The following is a 15,608-nucleotide window of genomic DNA, read 5'->3' on the forward strand; positions in this document are numbered from 1 at the left end:
GGCTCAGCGCGGATTGCTGATGCCGCTGGCCACGTGCCCCGAGGGCACATGGCGCGCGGCCGCATCGACATGGCCGGTCTGGTCGTCGAAGAAGAAGTCGGGCTCGAACTCGCGCAGGAACTCGCCCTTGGGCAGGCCGCCGAGGAACATCGCCTCGTCGACCTTGATGTTCCAGTTCATCAGCGTGCGGATCGCGCGCTCGTGCGCCGGCGCGCTGCGCGCGGTGACCAGCGCGGTGCGGATGCGCATGACGGGGCTGCTGGCCTGCTGCAGCCGATGCAGCGCCGCCAGCAGCGGCTTGAACGGCCCTTCGGGCAGCGGCAGACCGGCCTTGGAGGACTCGTGCAGCTGGAAGGCATCGAGCCCCTCGGCCTGGAAGACGCGCTCGGCCTCGTCGCTGAACAGCACGGCATCGCCGTCGAAGGCGATGCGGACTTCGTTCGGATAGGCGTCGCTCGCTTGCACCGACTCGACCAGCACGCGCGCCGCGGGAAAGCCGGCGACCAGCGCCTCGCGCACGTCATCGGCATTGACCGACAGGAAGAGATGGGCGCGCAGCGGCCGCAGGTAGCCGAAGGGCGGCCGGCCCTGCGTGAAGACGCCGCGCTGCAGCGAGATGCCGTTGGCCACGCCCGAGCGGAACACGCGCATGCCCGACACCGGATCGTTGCGCGACAGGATCACCACTTCGACCCGCTGCTGGCCGTCGTCGTTGAAGCGCAGCAGCTTGCGCACCAGCGAGTAGGCGATGCCGGGCCGGGCCGGCACGTCGAGCCGTTCGAGCTGCAGCTTCATGTAGCCGGCGTCGTCGCCGGATTCGAAGATGCGGTTCTCCTCCTCGAGGTTGAAAAGGGCGCGCGACGAGATCGCCACCACCAGCTTGTCGTCGAGGGTTACCACGCTCGCGTCATTTCACGAATTGGTTGAGCTGGATGATCGGCATCAAGACCGCCAGCACGATCAGCATCACCACGCCGCCCATCGCCACGATCAGCAGCGGCTCGAGGATGGTCGCCAGATGCATCGCGCGGCGCTGCACTTCGGCGCCGAGCTGGTTCGACGCGCGCTGCAGCATCAGCGGCAGGGTGCCGGTCTGCTCGCCGAGCCGCGCGAACATCGCGACGATGCCGGGGAAGCGCTTCTTCTGCGCCAGCGCCGAGGCCAGCGGCGCACCTTCGCGCACCAGCACCAGCGCATCGAGCGCATCGGCGCGCATCGCGCGGTTGCTCAGCGTCTCGGCGGCGGCCTGCAGGGCCCGCAGGATCGGCACGCCCGCGGTCGCCAGCATCGCCAGCGTGCTGGCGAAGCGCGCCGCGTTGTAGCCGCGCGCCAGCTTGCCGACCAGCGGCAGGTTGAGCCAGGCGGCGTCGAAGCGTTCGCGGATCGCGTCGCGCGCCAGCGCCATGCGGGCCGCGACCACGCCCAGCACGATGAAGATCAACGCCAGCCAACCGTAGTTGCGCACCAGGGCGCTGAGGCCGAGCATGCCGACCGTAAGGATCGGCAGGGCGCGCTTGGTGCCTGCGAACACGTTGGCCACCTGCGGCACCACGTAGCTCACGAGGAAGATCACGATCACGATCGCGACCAGCGTCACGATCGCCGGATAGACCGCCGCGCCGACCAGCTTCTGCTGCAGCGCCTGGCGCTGTTCGAGGTCGTCGGCGAGGCGCTCGAGCACCAGGCCCAGGTTGCCGCTCTGCTCGCCGGCGCCGATCACGGCGGTGTAGATCGGCGAGAACTCGCGCGGGTGCTGGCTGAGTGCACGGCCGAAAGGAGAGCCGGCATTGACCTCGGCACGCAGCGAGGCGACCAGGTTGCGCTGTTCCTCGGTCTCGGCCTCGTCGGTCAGGGCGGTCAAGGCGCGTTCCAGCGACAGGCCCGAGGACACCAGCCCTGCGATCTGCCGTGTCCAGACCGCCAGCGTGGTCGAGTTGAAGACCCGTCCGCCGCCGTACAGCCGACGCCAGCCGCCGACCGCGGGCACGCCGCTCTCGACGCTGCCGACAGTCGTCAGCGCCAGCGGAATCAGCGCCTGCGCGCGCAGCATGCMGCGTGCGGCGCGCGCGGTGTCGGCCTCGACCACGCCCTTGCGCGGCTGGCCTTGTTGGTCGATCGCTTCGAAGGAGTAAGCAGGCATCGCGCGATTGTCCTCCAGGCCAGCCGGGGGACGTCAGTCCCGGGTCACCCTCAGCAGCTCGGCACGCGAGGTGATGCCTGCCTTGACCAGCCGCTCGCCGTCCTCGCGCATCGAGCGCAGGCCACCGCGTTCGGCGGCCACGAACAGCTCGCTCTCGGGCGCGCGGTTGTGGATCAGCGACTGCACCGTCTCGTCGGCCACCAGCAGTTCGAAGACGCCGGTGCGGCCCTGGTAGCCGGTCTGGCCGCAGGCCTCGCAGCCCACCGGCTGCGCCTCGTGGCCGGCGGCGGGCGCACACACCGGGCACAGCTTGCGCACCAGCCGCTGCGCGAGCACGCCGAGCAGCGAGGAGCTCAGCAGGAAGGGCTCGACCCCCATGTCGGTCAGCCGCGTCACCGCGCTGACGGAATCGTTGGTGTGCAGCGTGGCCAGCACCAGGTGGCCGGTGAGCGAGGCCTGGATCGCGATCTGCGCGGTCTCGAAGTCGCGGATCTCGCCGATCATGATCACGTCTGGGTCCTGCCGCAGGATCGCCCGCAGCGCCTTGGCGAAGGTCAGATCGATCTTGGCGTTGACCTGGGTCTGGCCGACGCCGTGCAACTCGTACTCGATCGGGTCCTCGACCGTCATGATGTTGCTGCTGCTGGCGTCGAGCCGGCTCAGCGCGGCGTACAGCGTCGTGGTCTTGCCCGAGCCGGTCGGGCCGGTCACCAGGATGATCCCGTGCGGCTGGCCGATCAGGTGCTCGAAGCGCGCCAGCGTATCGCCCTGCATGCCCACCGATTCGAGCGTGAGCTTGCTTTCCGATTTGTCGAGCAGCCGCAGCACGGCGCGTTCGCCATGGGCCGAGGGCAGGGTCGAGACCCGCACGTCGACCGCGCGGGTACCGATCCGCAGGCTGATGCGGCCGTCCTGCGGCAGACGTTTCTCGGCGATGTCGAGGTCGGCCATGATCTTCAGCCGCGAGATCAGCGCGGCGTGCAGCGCGCGGTTCGGCTGCACCACCTCGCGCAGCGTGCCGTCGATGCGAAAGCGCACCGACGAGGTCCGCTCATAGGGCTCGATGTGGATGTCGCTGGCGCCGTCGCGCGCGGCCTGCGTGAGCAGGGCGTTCAGCATCCGGATGATCGGCGCGTCGCCGGCCGACTCGAGCAAGTCCTCGACCGCCGGCAGCTCCTGCATCATGCGCGAGAGGTCGGCATCGCCCTGCACCTCGCTGACCACCGCAGCGGCGTTCGATTCGCCCTTGGCATAGGCCGCGCTGATGCGCTGCGCCAATTGCTCGGGCGGCAGCGGCTCGAAGGCCTTGACCGGGTACTTGCGCAGCACCTCGCCGAGCGCGCTGCGCGGCGGCACCTTGGGCATCCAGAGCGTCAGGGCGCCGTCGTCGGCTTCTTCCAGCAGCAGCTGCTGGCCGCGAGCGAAGGCATAGGGCAGGGGATAGCGCATCGGTTTCTCTCGGCTCTGTCAGAACGTGATGGAGAGCTCCAGGCGCTACGGCAGTTCGCGCGAGGTCGACGGATCCGCCGTCGGCGGCAATGCGCCTTTCAGGGGAGACGGCGCCAGTCTCTGGGTCGGCGGGATGGGCGGCGGAATCAGCGTGGTGCCCTGCAGCGGGGGGGCTCCCTCGGTCCTGCCCTGGCCCTGCGGGCGCGCCTGGGCCGGCAGCGCCGGAATGACCGGCGCACTGTTCACGTTGTCCAGCATGATGTTCTCGTCGGGCTGCTGCCGCTGCTGCAGGGAGCGCATGGTGTCGTAGCGTTCGTTGGTGACATCCGCGGTCGTGTTCGCGTCGCGCATCACGATCGGCCGCAGGAACATCATCAAGTTCACTTTGTCCCGTTTTCGGGTTTCATTCTTGAAGAGATTGCCCAGCACCGGGATGTCGCCGGCCAGCGGGATCTTCTCGACGTTGTTGCTGTAGTTGTCCGACAGCAGGCCGCCCAGCATGACCAGGCCGCCGTCCTCGACCAGCACGCTGGATTCGATCGCTCGCTTGTTGGTGGTCGGGCCGTTGGCGTTGTTTTCGGTCCCGGCCTGGACGGTGGAGGTTTCCTGGAACACCGTCATCTTGATGGTGCCGTTTTCATTGATCTGCGGTCGCACGCGAAGCGTCAGACCCACGTCCTTGCGTTCGATGGTCGTGAACGGGTTCTGCCCGCCGGCGGCCCCGGGGTTGGAGAACGAGCCGGTGACGAACGGAACGTTCTGGCCGATGACGATCTTGGCTTCCTCGTTGTCGAGGGTCAGGAGATTGGGCGTCGACAGCAGATTGGCATCGGCGTCGCTGGCGAAGAAGTTGGCGATCGCATTCAACACGTAGCCGCTGCCGTATTTGCGGCCGACGCCGATGTTGAGGCCGCTTCCCAGCCCGGCCAACCCCGCCGGGGATTTCGCCGCCAGGGCGGCGGTGAGCGTCAGGATATTGGAGCCGATCCCGTTCAGGCTGGAGTTGGTGCCGATGACGCCATTGTTTCCGATCGCCGACTGCCATTGAACGCCGAATTCCGCAGCCTTCGTGGCGGTGACTTCGACGATCAGCGCTTCGATCATGACCTGCGCGCGTCGACCGTCGAGCTTGTCGATGACGGCGCGGATCTGGCGGTACTGCGGTTCCGAGGCCGTGATGATCAGCGAGTTGGTCGAAGGGTCGGCCTGGATCTGGCCGCCGGTCGAAGGCTGGTTCGCGTTGTTGACCGGCGCGGTCGCCGCGAGGCTCGCCCCGGTGTTCTGCTGGGCACCGAGCTGCGCCGCTGCCTGTGCGGGGGCCTGGCCCGCGGTGCCTGTTGCGCCGGCGCCGGCGCCGCCGCGCGCCTCGGCCGAGATCGCCGCGCGAAGTGTCGTCGCCAGCCTTACCGCATCGGCGTTCTTGAGGTAGACCACATACACGTTGCCGGCCGCCCCGTTGCCGGAGTCGATGGGAGCACGGTCGAGCTTGTCGATCAGCGTGCGCGCCAACTGGGCGCGTGCCGGATTGGCGGCGCGCAGGATGATCGCGTTGCCGCGCGGCTCGGCGAGCAGCGTGGTGCGAAAGGACGCATCGGCCTGGCCCGGCACCCCGGCGGCGCCGGTGGTCGACGCACTGCCGCCGCCTTCGAGCAGCCGCGTCACCAATGGCACCATGTCGCTGGCGATCGAGTGCTTGAGCTGGATCACCTCGATGTCGGAGGCATTCGGCACGTCGAGCGCCGCCACGATGCGCGCCAGCCGGCGCATGTTCTCGGCGTAGTCGGTGATCACCAGCGAGTTGTTGCCGGGGTTCACGTTGATCGTGTTGTTCGGCGCGATCAACGGGCGCAGCACCGGCAGCAGGTTGTTGGCCGACTCGTAGTTGAGCTTGAAGACCTGGGTGATGATCTGGTTGCCGGCGACGCTGGAAGTGGTCGGCGTCGAGGTGGTCACCGTGTTGCTCTGCAGCTTGGCGTCGGCTTCGGGCACCACCTTGTAGAGCCCTTCGGATTGCACGATCGCGAAGCCCTGCAGCCGCAGCGCCGAGGCGAACTGGTTGAAGGCCGCGGTCGGCGAGATCGCGCGGTCGGTCTGCAGCGTGATCGTGCCCTTGACGCGGGGGTCGACCACCACGTCGCGGCCGGTGACCACCGCCATCGTGCGCGCCACCGATTCGATCTCGGCATTGCTGAAGTTCAGGGTGATCGGTTCGCCGCGCACGGGCGCCGAGGCGTCCTGCGCGAAGGCGGAAGGAATGCAGGCCGCGATCAGCAACTGCGCTGCAAGCGCGATGGTTCCGATGCGGAGGCCGTTCGAAGACGTTGGCTTCATGGTCAACCCAATGTGATGAGCGAGCGTGCGCCGTCGCGCCGCCCGATGATGTTCAACAGATTCGAAAGCACGTCTTCCCGTCCCGGCGCGGCACTGGCCTCGCCGTCGAAACGCAGTGAGGTGCCGCTCCAGCGGCCGCTGCCGCTGAGTTGCAGGCTGCCTTCGCGGGTGGTCAGCAGCAGGGTCGGCGCTGGCCCCCCTTCGAGGGCCAGGCGGTAGCTGCCCATCGGCTTCAGGGTCGACAGGCTGGAGGAGAGGTCGGTGGCGTCGAGTGTCGCGCGGCCGGCCAGCGTCAGCTTCGAACCGCTCCAGCGCAGCACGAAGTCCTGCATCGACAGGTCGAGCACGCCGTCGAGCTTGAGCGTGTTCCAGGGCGCGCCGAATCCGGTCAGCAGCGCGGCGGGCCAACGCGACTGGCCGTTGCTCCAGTCGAGCTCGAGGCCATCGGTGCGCGGGCGGCCGCGCAGTTCGAGCGGCTTCGCCGCGCAGCAGGGCAGGTCGAGCGCGGCGGCGATGCCGTCCCAGCGCGGCCGCAGCGTCCAGGCCAGCATGCCGGGCAGCGAGATCGCTTCGGCGCCGCTCGCGCCGCTCGAGAACACCAGGCCGGCGGTGCCGTTCCAGACGGTGCCGCGCGCATTGACGAGCTGCAGGTGGCCGTTGCTCCACTGCGCCAGGCCGGCGGCCAGCCAGCGCGCCGGGGCGAACACCGAGAGCGAGAAGGCGACGCCGATCAGCGTCCCGGCGGCGGCCCAACGCCAGCCGGAGCTGCGGGCGGAATCGGGTGGCGTCGTGACCATCGGGCGGCGTTCAGCGGGCCGGCAGGCCCATGACGAGGGTGCCGTCCCAGCGCACGCGGGGGGCTTCGGCCTTTGCGGCGGGCGCTGCGGGTGTCGCAGCGGTGTTCTGAGCGCTGCGCGTCAGGTGCGCCTCGCGCGGCACGGCGCGGGCATTGCTGCGCGCCTGGGCGAACCACTGGGCCAGGGCGTCGGCGGGCACGTCGCGCAACGCGATCGTCACGCCCTCGCCGGCACCGGCCGCCTGCAACTGGGCATTCGGCCCGAGATTCTGCCGGACCGAGGTCTCGAGCCCGCGCAGCGCGTCTTCCCGGCTGGTGCGCGGCTGCGCCTGCAGGGCCTTGGCCTGGGTTTGCAGCTGGCGCATCTGCTGCAGTTGCGCATCGAGCTGCGCGTGCTCGGCCGGGGCGGCGGACAGCACGCGCAGCGCGGGCGCCAGCGCCACCCACCAGATGACGGCGAGCGTCACCAGCGCGACGCCGATCAGGACCAGCCGCTGCTCGCGCGCTCCGAGTTCGGGCCACCAAGCCTGCCAGCGTGCCTTGAGCGCTTCGAACCATTTCATCGGGCCGCCTCCGCCTGTACCAGCAGCAGGTCGCCCTCGCTGCGCGCGCTGTAGCCGCGCGACGAGAGGGCGGTCTTGAGCTTGGCGAATTCCGTCGCCGGCAGACCGAGTCCGCGCAGCCGCAGCTGGCCGGCACTGAAGTCGATCGCGGTCGGCACCCGGCCTGGCTGGAGGCTCGCTGCCAGGGCGCCGAGCATCGGTTCGAGGTCTGCCGTGACCACGCCACCAGTGGCTTGCTGCAGGGCCGCCACTTCGCGCGCCATCTGCACCGGCGCGTCGATCACCAGCTTCACCGTGGGGAAGGTCTGTGTCAGCAGGCTGCGCACGGCCGCGCGCTTGGCGTCCAGTGCATTGCGCTCCTTCCAGGCCCAGGCATTGAGCCCGACCAACTGGGCCAGCACCAGCACCAGCGCGCCAACGCGCGCGGCGCGCCACTGGCGTCCGTACCACAGCGCGCGCGACACGGCGGCGAGCTTCTTGCTCGCGCGGGCCCGGCCGGTCGAGGCCAGGTCGAACTGGGCCAGGTCCCAGGCCGAGGCGCTGGCCTGCATCCAGCGCTCGGCCGGCATGACGATCGGTACCTGCTGTCCGAACACGCTTTCGGCCAGCTCCGCCACGGCGGGCTCGGCCCGTACGGTGCTGCCGGCGGGCAGCGTCCCGGCCAGTGCGACGCCGGCGCTGTCGAGCGGCAGCATGGCGACGCCATCGACGCCGCAGACGACGCACTGGGCGGCGTCCGGCTCGCCGATGGCGAACAGCATCGAGGGCTCGCCGGCGGCCTGGGGCGTGAATTCGGGAATGATCCGCGTGACCCGTCGACCGGCCGATTCCAGCGCCTGCACCGCGTTGCGCAGCCAGACGCGGTTGCAGGCGGCGACCCAGACCGGCACGGCGACGCGGGCATCGGGCTCGAGCGCGAAGTGCAGCGATTCGGGCTCGTCGAGCAAGCGGTCTTCGAGCAGGCCGCTGAGCACCGAGCGCAGCCGCGCCGCGCCGCTCATGCTGCCCTGCGGCAGCGTGACCTGGTGCCAGGACATCGCCGCGGCCGGGACGCCGAGGATGACTTCGTCGTTGCTGGGCAACAGCGACGCCGGCGCGCTGCCCTGGGAACGCAGCTTGCGGCCGTCGCTGGACCAGACCGCCCAGCCGTATTCGGCGGTGGCCGAACCGGAGGCGAGAGGAATAGTTACGAGCAGCAAGGCCAGGCCATGGAGAGAAAAGAGAAGGATCGCTATTGTAGGGAGAAGGTTGCTGTGTCTGCTATAAATTTGATAGCATCTTGCTCAGCTGCAACGGGCGCTGCGCTTATTTTTAACCGATCGCCGTGACGAAGCCCGCGGGGCGTCACGGTTTGGCCGCCGTGGGCGTCGCGCCGGCGCCACGCTCGCGCCACACCATCCGGACGTCGAGGTTGTCGCGCTGCAGCAGCGTTTGCTCTTCGACCCAGGTCTTGTCGATGCGCAGTCGCGCCTGCACTTCGAAGAACCGGGTCGACACGCTGTRCTGCTCTGTCGCGAACTTGTCCGAACTTTGCGGGATCAGCAAATTGGCGTCGGCCACGGTCTTGAAATAGCTTCGTCCGCGGGTTTCGACCAATCGCTTGGCGCCCGCCAGGTCGAGCGAGGGCAGGCTCGCGAAGATGGCTTCGGCGCTGGCGGTGTTGAGATTGAGCGGCGTGCGCACCGGCAGCACCGTGACATAGGGCTCGAGTGCCGCCACGGTGGCAGGCGAGAGGCCAAGCCACACCAGTTGCGCGGTGCGCTGCGGAACCAGCGGCACGCCGGGGGCCGCGCCGCTGCCGGTGTTTGCGTTGCCGGCCGTGCCGGTGGGTGACCCGGCTGCGGCTGACGCCGCGGCCGCCGGCGTGTTGGCCGGGTCCGGCACGCTGGCGTTCGCGGGCAGGGCCTGCTGCAGGTTCTGGGTCAGCAGCGCGACATCCCCCGCCGGCAGATTCAGCAGCTGGAACAGCTTGGTGAAGGTCGCCACCGAGGCGGCGACTGGCTTGCCGGCGTTCACCAGGTTCAGCACATTGAGCTTGGATTGGGCATCGCTGATGCGGCCCGACAGAAAGGCCTCGGGCAAGCCCTCGAGCGCATCGCTGGCGATGTTCTTTTCGGCCATCAGGAAGGTGGTCAGCTTGGCCTCCTCGAGCGGTACGGCCCAGGGCTCGGCGAGATGATCGACGCCGCTACCGGCGCCGCTGGCGCGGGAATCCTCGCGCAGGATCAGCCGCGACCAGTCGAGGGCGCCGATCAGCACTAGGCCGGCCTGTGCCCGGGCCCGCTCGGCGCCCTCGATCTCGGCGGAGCGCCATTGCTGCCAGAGCGCCGCTGCGGCGAAAGTGGCGACCAGGGTCACGGTCAGCATGGCGGTCAGCAGGGCGGCACCGACCTCGCGGGCGAAGCGATGGCGGGTCATGATTTGGACACCGTCACGGACGGCCGCACCCAATCGCGCGTGACCAGGCCGGTCAGCGCCGGTCCGGGCGGCAGGCTCAGGACCAGGCGCACGCCGTCGGGCAGCGGCGTGCTGGCGCCGAGCGCGTCGGCGCCCACGGCCGGGCCCCAGGCGCCGTTGCGGAAGTACGAGAGCTGCCAGCTGTCGAGCGGAATCAGGTCGACGTCGGCGCCGGTGGCGGAGCTGCCATCGGAGGCCCAGCTGCTGGCGCCGGCCCAGGCCTGCTGCCACTCCGCGCGTGTCGTGAAGCCCGGCGACTGCCAGCGCCGCCAGTGGCTGCCGCCGGCGGCGTCGGGGCGCAGGGTCCAGGCGACCACGTAGACGACCGGCGTCGCGCTGTCGGTGCTGCGCCGGGTCAGGCGCAGCACGCGGCCGTCCCAATCGATCGGCAAGGTCTGCGACAGCGCCACCATCGCGTCGAGATCGGCGCCCCATTGGGCCAGCGTGGTCTGCAGCGTCAGCACCGCGTCGCCCCGCTCGCGGTTCTGCGACTGCGCGCGCCCCATGGCGTCGAGTCCGCGCCAACTCATCAGTGCCAGCAGCGCCATGGCCGCGATCGCGACCAGCAGTTCGATCAGCGTGAAGCCGCGGGTCCGGCGCATCAGTAGCGCCCCACCACGGTCGACAGCCGCAGCACCGGCGCCTCGTCGGCATCGCGCACCTGGACGTCGACGCGGCGGAAATTCGGGTTCAGCGTCGGCGTGGTCGAGACCGTCACGCCGAAACTCTGGTTGGCCTGGGCGCAGACCACGCCGGCATCGCCCACCGCCGGCAGTTGCCGCGCCAGCCGTGCCTTGATCATTTCGTTCTCGGCGCAGATCTGCGCCAGCATCACGTCCGACTGGCGCTGCGCGTTGCGCGTCAGCGCCATGGTGGCCTGGGTGCCGGCCATCAACGCGATCGCGACGATGCCGAGCGCCACCAGCACCTCGATCAGGGTAAAGCCGCGCTGCCGCTTCACGGCGAAACGACCGCGAAGGGTCGCAATCCGTCGGTGCCGATGCGCAGGCTGCGGTTCGGTGGACCGTCGGTGCTGAGCACAACCTGCTGCGCCGCGATGATCGGATCGGGCCCCAGTTGCAGGGCGCCGGCGGCCCTGCCGTCGGCGCTGATCGGCTGGGCCGTGATGCCGTCGGCCAGCCAGTGGGCGGGCAGCGAGCCCGGCGGCAGGCCATCGAAGCTGAAGTTGCCCGGGCCATCGGGCGTGAGCCGCCAGCGCACCGCAATGCCGCTGGCGCGCGACTGTGCGCGGGCGGATTCGAGCAAGGCTGCGAGCCGCTCGGCTTCGCGGTCCAGGCTGGCCTGGCCCGAATCCCGCAGCGAAAGCCCGACGCCGGCCGTGGCCAGCGCGATGATCGCGATCACCACCAGCAGTTCGAGCAGCGTGAAGCCGCCGATCCTGGCGCGGGCAGGGGCAGCGGGGCAGCAGCGGACCCTACTGCCAGCTGCCGATGTCGGCATTCTTGCCTTCGCCGCCGGGCTCGCCGTCGGCGCCGAGTGAGAACACGTCGATCTCGCCCTTGACGCCCGGATTCAGGTATTGGTAGGGCCGGCCCCAGGGGTCGTTCGGCAGTTTCTCGACATAGGGCTTCCAGTTGGGGGCCGCCGGGCCGCTGGTCGGTCGGGCCACCAGGGCCTGCAGGCCCTGCTCGGAGGTCGGATAGCGCTGGTTGTCGAGCCGGTACAGCTTGAGCGCCTGCATCAGGTTGTTGACGTCGGTCTTGGCGGCGGTCACGCGGGCATCGTCGGCCCGCTCGATGACGTTCGGCACGATCAGCGCTGCGAGCACGCCGATGATGACCAGCACGACCATCAGTTCGATCAGGGTGAAGCCGCGCTGCACGACGCGGACGGAAGAGCGGTGGAAATTGAGCATGAAAGCGTGTAGGGGGAGCGGAGGGGCGGCATTGGCCGTATTCGCTGAATGATAATCCGGGGTCATGTCAGTACCCTTTGTAACCGCCCGTTGGCCTGTGGCCAGTGCCACCACCGCTCTGTGGGCGCTGGCGGCGGCGAGCGTCGTGTTCTGGGGGCTGAGGCTCGCAGCGCCCTCCGGTGCCGTGGCGCCGCCGGCCGTCGCGAGCACCGCGCCCGCCGAGGTCGATCCCGCTGCGGTGGCGCAGGTGCTGGGCGCCGTGTCGACCCGCGCCGCAGCCGCCGTACTGCCCGATGCGGCGAGCCGCTTCGTGCTGCTCGGCGTGGTGGCCGACGCCGACCAGCAGGGGGCCGCATTGATCGCCGTCGACGGCAAGCCGGCCCGGCCGTTCCGGGTCGGCTATCCGGTCGCCGAGGGCTACGTGCTGCAGTCCCTGGACCGCCGCGCGGCCACGCTGGGCGCCAGCCGGGATTCGGCGCCGGGGTTCACCCTGCAACTGCCCACCAAGCCCCTGGCCACCATGACCCCGCCGGCGCCGCTGCCCCCGACCGGCCTCCCGCCCACGATGGCGCCGGTCGTGGCACCCCTGAATGCGCCGCCGCTCACGCCGCCCGTGACCACCGCACCCGCCGCGGTGCCGAACTGAGACGCCGACAGCCTCAGGACTGCAGAAAAAGTTTGTAAACCGGGTTGCCGGTCTCCTCGACGAAGGGATACCCGAGGGTCCGCAGGAAGTCGTCGAAGGCCTGATGCTCGGCCGCAGGCACCTGCAATCCGACCAGGATGCGCCCGTAGTCGGCTCCCTGGTTGCGGTAGTGGAACAGGCTGATGTTCCAGTTCGGCCGCATCAGGCTCAGGAATTTCAACAGCGCGCCGGGCCGTTCGGGAAAGACGAAACGCAGCAGCCGTTCTTCGTGCGCGAGCCCGGAGCGGCCGCCGACCATGTGGCGAATGTGTTCCTTCGCGAGCTCGTCGTGCGTGAGGTCGATGGCGCCGAAGCCGTGCGCCTCGAAGGTGTCGGCGATGGTCTTCGATTCGCCGCGCGCGGTCGTGGTCAGGCCGACGAACACGTGGGCCTCCTTCGAATCGCTGATGCGGTAGTTGAACTCGGTCACGTTGCGCGAGGCACCCGGCAGCTGTCCGATCAGCTCGCAGAAGCGGCGGAAGCTGCCGCGCTCCTCGGGAATGGTCACGGCGAACAGCGCCTCGCGCTCCTCGCCGACCTCGGCCCGTTCGGCCACGAAGCGCAGGCGATCGAAGTTCATGTTGGCACCGCAGAGGATCGCGGCGTAGGTTTCGCCGCGGGTGCCGCGGGCCTCGACATACTGCTTGATCGCCGCCACTGCGAGCGCGCCGGCCGGCTCGACGATGCTGCGCGTGTCGATGAAGACGTCCTTGATGCCGGCGCAGACCGCGTCGGTGTCGACCGTGATGAACTCGTCCACCAGTTCGCTCGAGATGCGGAAGGTCTCCTCGCCGACCAGCTTGACCGCGGTGCCGTCGGAGAACAGGCCGACGTCGGACAGCGTCACGCGCTGGTGGGCGGCGACCGATTGAATCATCGCGTCCGAGTCGTTCATCTGCACGCCGATCACCTTGATCTCGGGTCGCACCGCCTTGATGTAGTTGGCCACGCCCGAGATCAGGCCGCCGCCGCCGATGGCGACGAACACCGCGTCGAGCCGGCCCTGGTGCTGGCGCAGCATCTCCATCGCGATCGTGCCCTGGCCGGCGATCACGTCCGGGTCGTCGAACGGGTGGACGAAGGTGAGCCCATGCAGCTTCTGCTGCTCGAGCGCATAGCCGTAGGCGTCCGAATAGCTGTCGCCGTGCAGGTGCACCTCGCCGCCGAGCGCCCGCACGGCGTCGATCTTGAGCTGCGGCGTGGTCACCGGCATCACCACCACGGCCCGCGCCCCCAGCTTGTGGGCGCCCAGGGCGACGCCCTGGGCGTGGTTGCCCGCCGAAGCGCAGATCACGCCGCTCGCGAGCTGCTCGGCGCTCAGGTGCGCCATCTTGTTGTAGGCGCCGCGCAGCTTGAAGCTGAAGACCGGCTGCTGGTCCTCGCGCTTGAGCAGCACCGTGTTGCCCAGCCTGGCGCTCAGGGCGCGCGCGGGTTCGAGGGCCGATTCCACTGCCACGTCGTAGACGCGCGCGGTCAGGATCTTCTTGAGATAGTCGCCGGGGGTGAGGGGCGCGGAGGAAGGAGGCGTGGACATAGGGCCGCGATCATAGGCCTCGCCCGCGTGCGGCATGGATGCCAAGAAAAAAGCCCCGGGCCTTGCGGCCCGGGGCTAAATCCACCAATTGGGAGGGTGGAGGAGACAACCGGTGCACATGTGTCGATGCGCGATGAAATAAAGTATATCGGTTGATTGCTGCAATGCAACACGAGAGTTGCGCTTTTCGAACACTAAATCACGCTGCGCAGGGGTTTTGACCCCGTTCGCGGCCTTCGGAGCCTGGAATCATGGAATGCACAGTGAGTTGGACCGGCAATGCCGGCGCGCGGTCGGCGATGGGCTTCGTCGCCGAGACCGGAAGCGGCCATGTCCTGATGATGGACGGCGCGCAGGATGCCGCCAAGCCCGAGAACGGCGGCCAGAACCTGGCGGCCCGGCCGATGGAGACCGTGTTGGCCGGCACCGGAGGCTGCACCGCCTACGACGTGGTGCTGATCCTGAAGCGCGGGCGGCACCAGGTCGAGCGCTGCAGCGTCAAGCTGACCAGTGAGCGAGCCGAAAAGGATCCGAAAGTATTCACCAAGATCCACATGCACTTCACCGTGGCCGGCAAGGGCATCCCGGCCGCCGCGGTGGAACGCGCGATCGCGCTGAGCCACGACACGTATTGTTCCGCCACCATCATGCTCGGCAAGACGGCCGAGATCACCACCAGCTTCGATCTCGAGGATTTGGGCTAGATCCACGCACGGCCGGCGCAGCCAGGCCCGTTGGTGAAACGCCGCGGATCTGGCTTTGCCAGTCCGCCGGTGTTGCCCCCGGCAGGGGGTGGGCGCCCGGACACGAAGTGCCGGGCAACCTGGGGGCGAGCTCAGACCCTATGGGCCACGGTGGTCATGACGCGGGAGGCCATGCGCATGAGGGCCTTGGCGGGTGCCGGGAGCTCCTTGGCGCCGGCGCTCCAGGCCTGGGCGGCATGGCGGGCTTCGTCGAGCTTCATCTGCTGGATCACGGCCCGGGAGGCGGTATCCCCGGCCGGCAAGCGGTCGAGGTGGCCATCCAGATGAGCCTCGACCTGGCGTTCGGTCTCGGCGACGAAGCCGAGGCTGGTCGCGTCGCCGAGCCGCCCCGCCAGCAGTCCCAGCCCGAAGGCGCCCAGGTACCAGACCGGATTCAACACGGACGCACGGCTGCCCAGGTCGTCGAGCCGCTGCTGGGTCCAGGCCAGGTGGTCGGTTTCTTCGCGGGCGGCCTCGTTGAAATGCCGCCGCAGGGCAGGGTCCCGGGTGACTGCAGCCTGCGCGGTATACAGGGCCTGCGCACAAACCTCTCCCACATGGTTGACCCGCATCAGGGCGCCGGCTTCTCGTCGCTCGGCCTCGCTCAGGAGGCCCGGTGGCGTGTCGGGCGGGGGCGTGGTCCGTGTCGGGTGCGGCTTGGCGAACATGGTGCGCAGCGCCGCGTCTGCCACTGCCAGGACGGAGTCGAGCGATCGGTTCATGACGCCATTGGAACCGATGTACAAAATGTCACACGTCGGGACTGCGATATTTCACATCGCGAGATAAGAAGGGTGGCCAAAGCTTTGTTGCACGGCTGCAACGAAACACCGCGCCCGGCCGTGTTTTCGGGCGAATTGTTTTGCCCTGGCGAAGCGGCTCTGGTGCAATAGCGACAACTTCCCAAAAGGAGGTTGGCCCGGGGTCCGGTGGGAGCACAAAGTGCCAGTCACGGTGAGCCCTTCGCACCGGAGCCCTATGTTTAACCTTGGAGAAACTTGCAATGAAAAAATCTCTAGTTGCCCTGGCTGCTC

16 protein-coding genes are annotated in these 15,608 nt (G+C 69.1%); 2 read left to right on the forward strand and 14 right to left on the reverse strand.

All coding sequences use genetic code 11. The features are described from left to right. Positions 1-3: 3 nt before the first annotated feature. The 12 genes from AB4Z46_RS24585 to gspG form a co-directional block, all read right to left on the reverse strand. Complete coding sequence (locus tag AB4Z46_RS24585; RefSeq protein ID WP_442286161.1) at positions 4-900, reverse strand: 5'-nucleotidase; 897 nt, start codon at positions 898-900, stop codon at positions 4-6. A gap of 7 nt (positions 901-907) precedes the next feature. Then, the gene (gspF, locus tag AB4Z46_RS24590) at positions 908-2,140 is read right to left on the reverse strand and encodes a type II secretion system inner membrane protein GspF (RefSeq protein ID WP_442286162.1); all 1,233 of its coding nucleotides are present in this window, start codon (positions 2,138-2,140) and stop codon (positions 908-910) included. 33 nt (positions 2,141-2,173) lie between these two features. Beyond that, positions 2,174-3,589 carry a type II secretion system ATPase GspE gene (gspE, locus tag AB4Z46_RS24595; protein ID WP_442286163.1) on the reverse strand — a complete coding sequence of 472 codons (1,416 nt, stop codon included), beginning with the start codon at positions 3,587-3,589 and terminating at the stop codon, positions 2,174-2,176. A 45-nt stretch (positions 3,590-3,634) separates the two neighbouring features. After that, a complete protein-coding gene (gene gspD / locus AB4Z46_RS24600) occupies positions 3,635-5,920 on the reverse strand; it encodes a type II secretion system secretin GspD (protein WP_442286164.1) in 2,286 nt (761 codons plus the stop codon). A gap of 2 nt (positions 5,921-5,922) precedes the next feature. Continuing rightward, complete coding sequence (gene gspN, locus AB4Z46_RS24605; RefSeq protein ID WP_442286165.1) at positions 5,923-6,717, reverse strand: type II secretion system protein N; 795 nt, start codon at positions 6,715-6,717, stop codon at positions 5,923-5,925. Positions 6,718-6,727: 10 nt separating this feature from the next. Continuing rightward, entirely contained in the window at positions 6,728-7,279 is a 552-nt protein-coding gene (gene gspM / locus AB4Z46_RS24610) for a type II secretion system protein GspM (RefSeq protein ID WP_442286166.1), read from the reverse strand. Next, a complete protein-coding gene (gene gspL, locus AB4Z46_RS24615; protein ID WP_442286167.1) occupies positions 7,276-8,478 on the reverse strand; it encodes a type II secretion system protein GspL in 1,203 nt (400 codons plus the stop codon). The genes gspM and gspL overlap by 4 nt, the downstream gene beginning before the upstream one ends. Positions 8,479-8,623: 145 nt before the next feature. Continuing rightward, a complete protein-coding gene (gspK, locus tag AB4Z46_RS24620) occupies positions 8,624-9,697 on the reverse strand; it encodes a type II secretion system minor pseudopilin GspK (RefSeq protein ID WP_442286168.1) in 1,074 nt (357 codons plus the stop codon). Then, positions 9,694-10,338 carry a PulJ/GspJ family protein gene (locus AB4Z46_RS24625; protein ID WP_442286169.1) on the reverse strand — a complete coding sequence of 215 codons (645 nt, stop codon included), beginning with the start codon at positions 10,336-10,338 and terminating at the stop codon, positions 9,694-9,696. Before AB4Z46_RS24625 ends, gspK begins: the two co-directional genes overlap by 4 nt. Further along, positions 10,338-10,697 (reverse strand): type II secretion system minor pseudopilin GspI, encoded by a 360-nt coding sequence (gene gspI / locus AB4Z46_RS24630; RefSeq protein WP_442286170.1) that lies wholly within the window; start codon positions 10,695-10,697, stop codon positions 10,338-10,340. The genes AB4Z46_RS24625 and gspI overlap by 1 nt, the downstream gene beginning before the upstream one ends. After that, positions 10,694-11,197, reverse strand: a complete 504-nt coding sequence (locus AB4Z46_RS24635) for a prepilin-type N-terminal cleavage/methylation domain-containing protein (protein ID WP_442286171.1) — start codon at positions 11,195-11,197, stop codon at positions 10,694-10,696. Before AB4Z46_RS24635 ends, gspI begins: the two co-directional genes overlap by 4 nt. Beyond that, entirely contained in the window at positions 11,172-11,612 is a 441-nt protein-coding gene (gene gspG, locus AB4Z46_RS24640) for a type II secretion system major pseudopilin GspG (RefSeq protein ID WP_442286172.1), read from the reverse strand. Before gspG ends, AB4Z46_RS24635 begins: the two co-directional genes overlap by 26 nt. Before the next feature lie 97 nt (positions 11,613-11,709). Between gspG and AB4Z46_RS24645 the strand changes: the two genes are divergently transcribed. Next, positions 11,710-12,258 (forward strand): type II secretion system protein N, encoded by a 549-nt coding sequence (locus tag AB4Z46_RS24645; RefSeq protein WP_442286173.1) that lies wholly within the window; start codon positions 11,710-11,712, stop codon positions 12,256-12,258. 13 nt (positions 12,259-12,271) lie between these two features. Here AB4Z46_RS24645 and ilvA read toward each other — a convergent pair whose 3' ends face one another. Continuing rightward, positions 12,272-13,831, reverse strand: a complete 1,560-nt coding sequence (gene ilvA, locus AB4Z46_RS24650; RefSeq protein WP_442286174.1) for a threonine ammonia-lyase, biosynthetic — start codon at positions 13,829-13,831, stop codon at positions 12,272-12,274. A 251-nt stretch (positions 13,832-14,082) separates the two neighbouring features. Between ilvA and AB4Z46_RS24655 the strand changes: the two genes are divergently transcribed. Further along, the gene (locus AB4Z46_RS24655; RefSeq protein WP_442286175.1) at positions 14,083-14,535 is read left to right on the forward strand and encodes an OsmC family protein; all 453 of its coding nucleotides are present in this window, start codon (positions 14,083-14,085) and stop codon (positions 14,533-14,535) included. A gap of 131 nt (positions 14,536-14,666) precedes the next feature. Here AB4Z46_RS24655 and coq7 read toward each other — a convergent pair whose 3' ends face one another. Further along, positions 14,667-15,296 (reverse strand): 2-polyprenyl-3-methyl-6-methoxy-1,4-benzoquinone monooxygenase, encoded by a 630-nt coding sequence (gene coq7 / locus AB4Z46_RS24660; RefSeq protein WP_442286176.1) that lies wholly within the window; start codon positions 15,294-15,296, stop codon positions 14,667-14,669. Positions 15,297-15,608 lie beyond the last annotated feature (312 nt).

Source organism: Variovorax sp. M-6, assembly GCF_052114385.1.
Taxonomy (GTDB): Bacteria; Pseudomonadota; Gammaproteobacteria; order Burkholderiales; family Burkholderiaceae_C; genus Variovorax.

What these genes read in the sequence shown, in the direction of transcription:
- gspE (WP_442286163.1), bottom strand. Translation starts at nt 3,589, where the DNA reads ATGCGCTATCCCCTGCCCTATGCCTTCGCTCGCGGCCAGCAGCTGCTG.
- gspD (WP_442286164.1), bottom strand. Translation starts at nt 5,920, where the DNA reads ATGAAGCCAACGTCTTCGAACGGCCTCCGCATCGGAACCATCGCGCTT.
- gspN (WP_442286165.1), bottom strand. Translation starts at nt 6,717, where the DNA reads ATGGTCACGACGCCACCCGATTCCGCCCGCAGCTCCGGCTGGCGTTGG.
- gspM (WP_442286166.1), bottom strand. Translation starts at nt 7,279, where the DNA reads ATGAAATGGTTCGAAGCGCTCAAGGCACGCTGGCAGGCTTGGTGGCCC.
- AB4Z46_RS24625 (WP_442286169.1), bottom strand. Translation starts at nt 10,338, where the DNA reads ATGCGCCGGACCCGCGGCTTCACGCTGATCGAACTGCTGGTCGCGATC.
- AB4Z46_RS24635 (WP_442286171.1), bottom strand. Translation starts at nt 11,197, where the DNA reads ATGCCGACATCGGCAGCTGGCAGTAGGGTCCGCTGCTGCCCCGCTGCC.
- gspG (WP_442286172.1), bottom strand. Translation starts at nt 11,612, where the DNA reads ATGCTCAATTTCCACCGCTCTTCCGTCCGCGTCGTGCAGCGCGGCTTC.
- ilvA (WP_442286174.1), bottom strand. Translation starts at nt 13,831, where the DNA reads ATGTCCACGCCTCCTTCCTCCGCGCCCCTCACCCCCGGCGACTATCTC.
- AB4Z46_RS24655 (WP_442286175.1), top strand. Translation starts at nt 14,083, where the DNA reads ATGGAATGCACAGTGAGTTGGACCGGCAATGCCGGCGCGCGGTCGGCG.
- coq7 (WP_442286176.1), bottom strand. Translation starts at nt 15,296, where the DNA reads ATGAACCGATCGCTCGACTCCGTCCTGGCAGTGGCAGACGCGGCGCTG.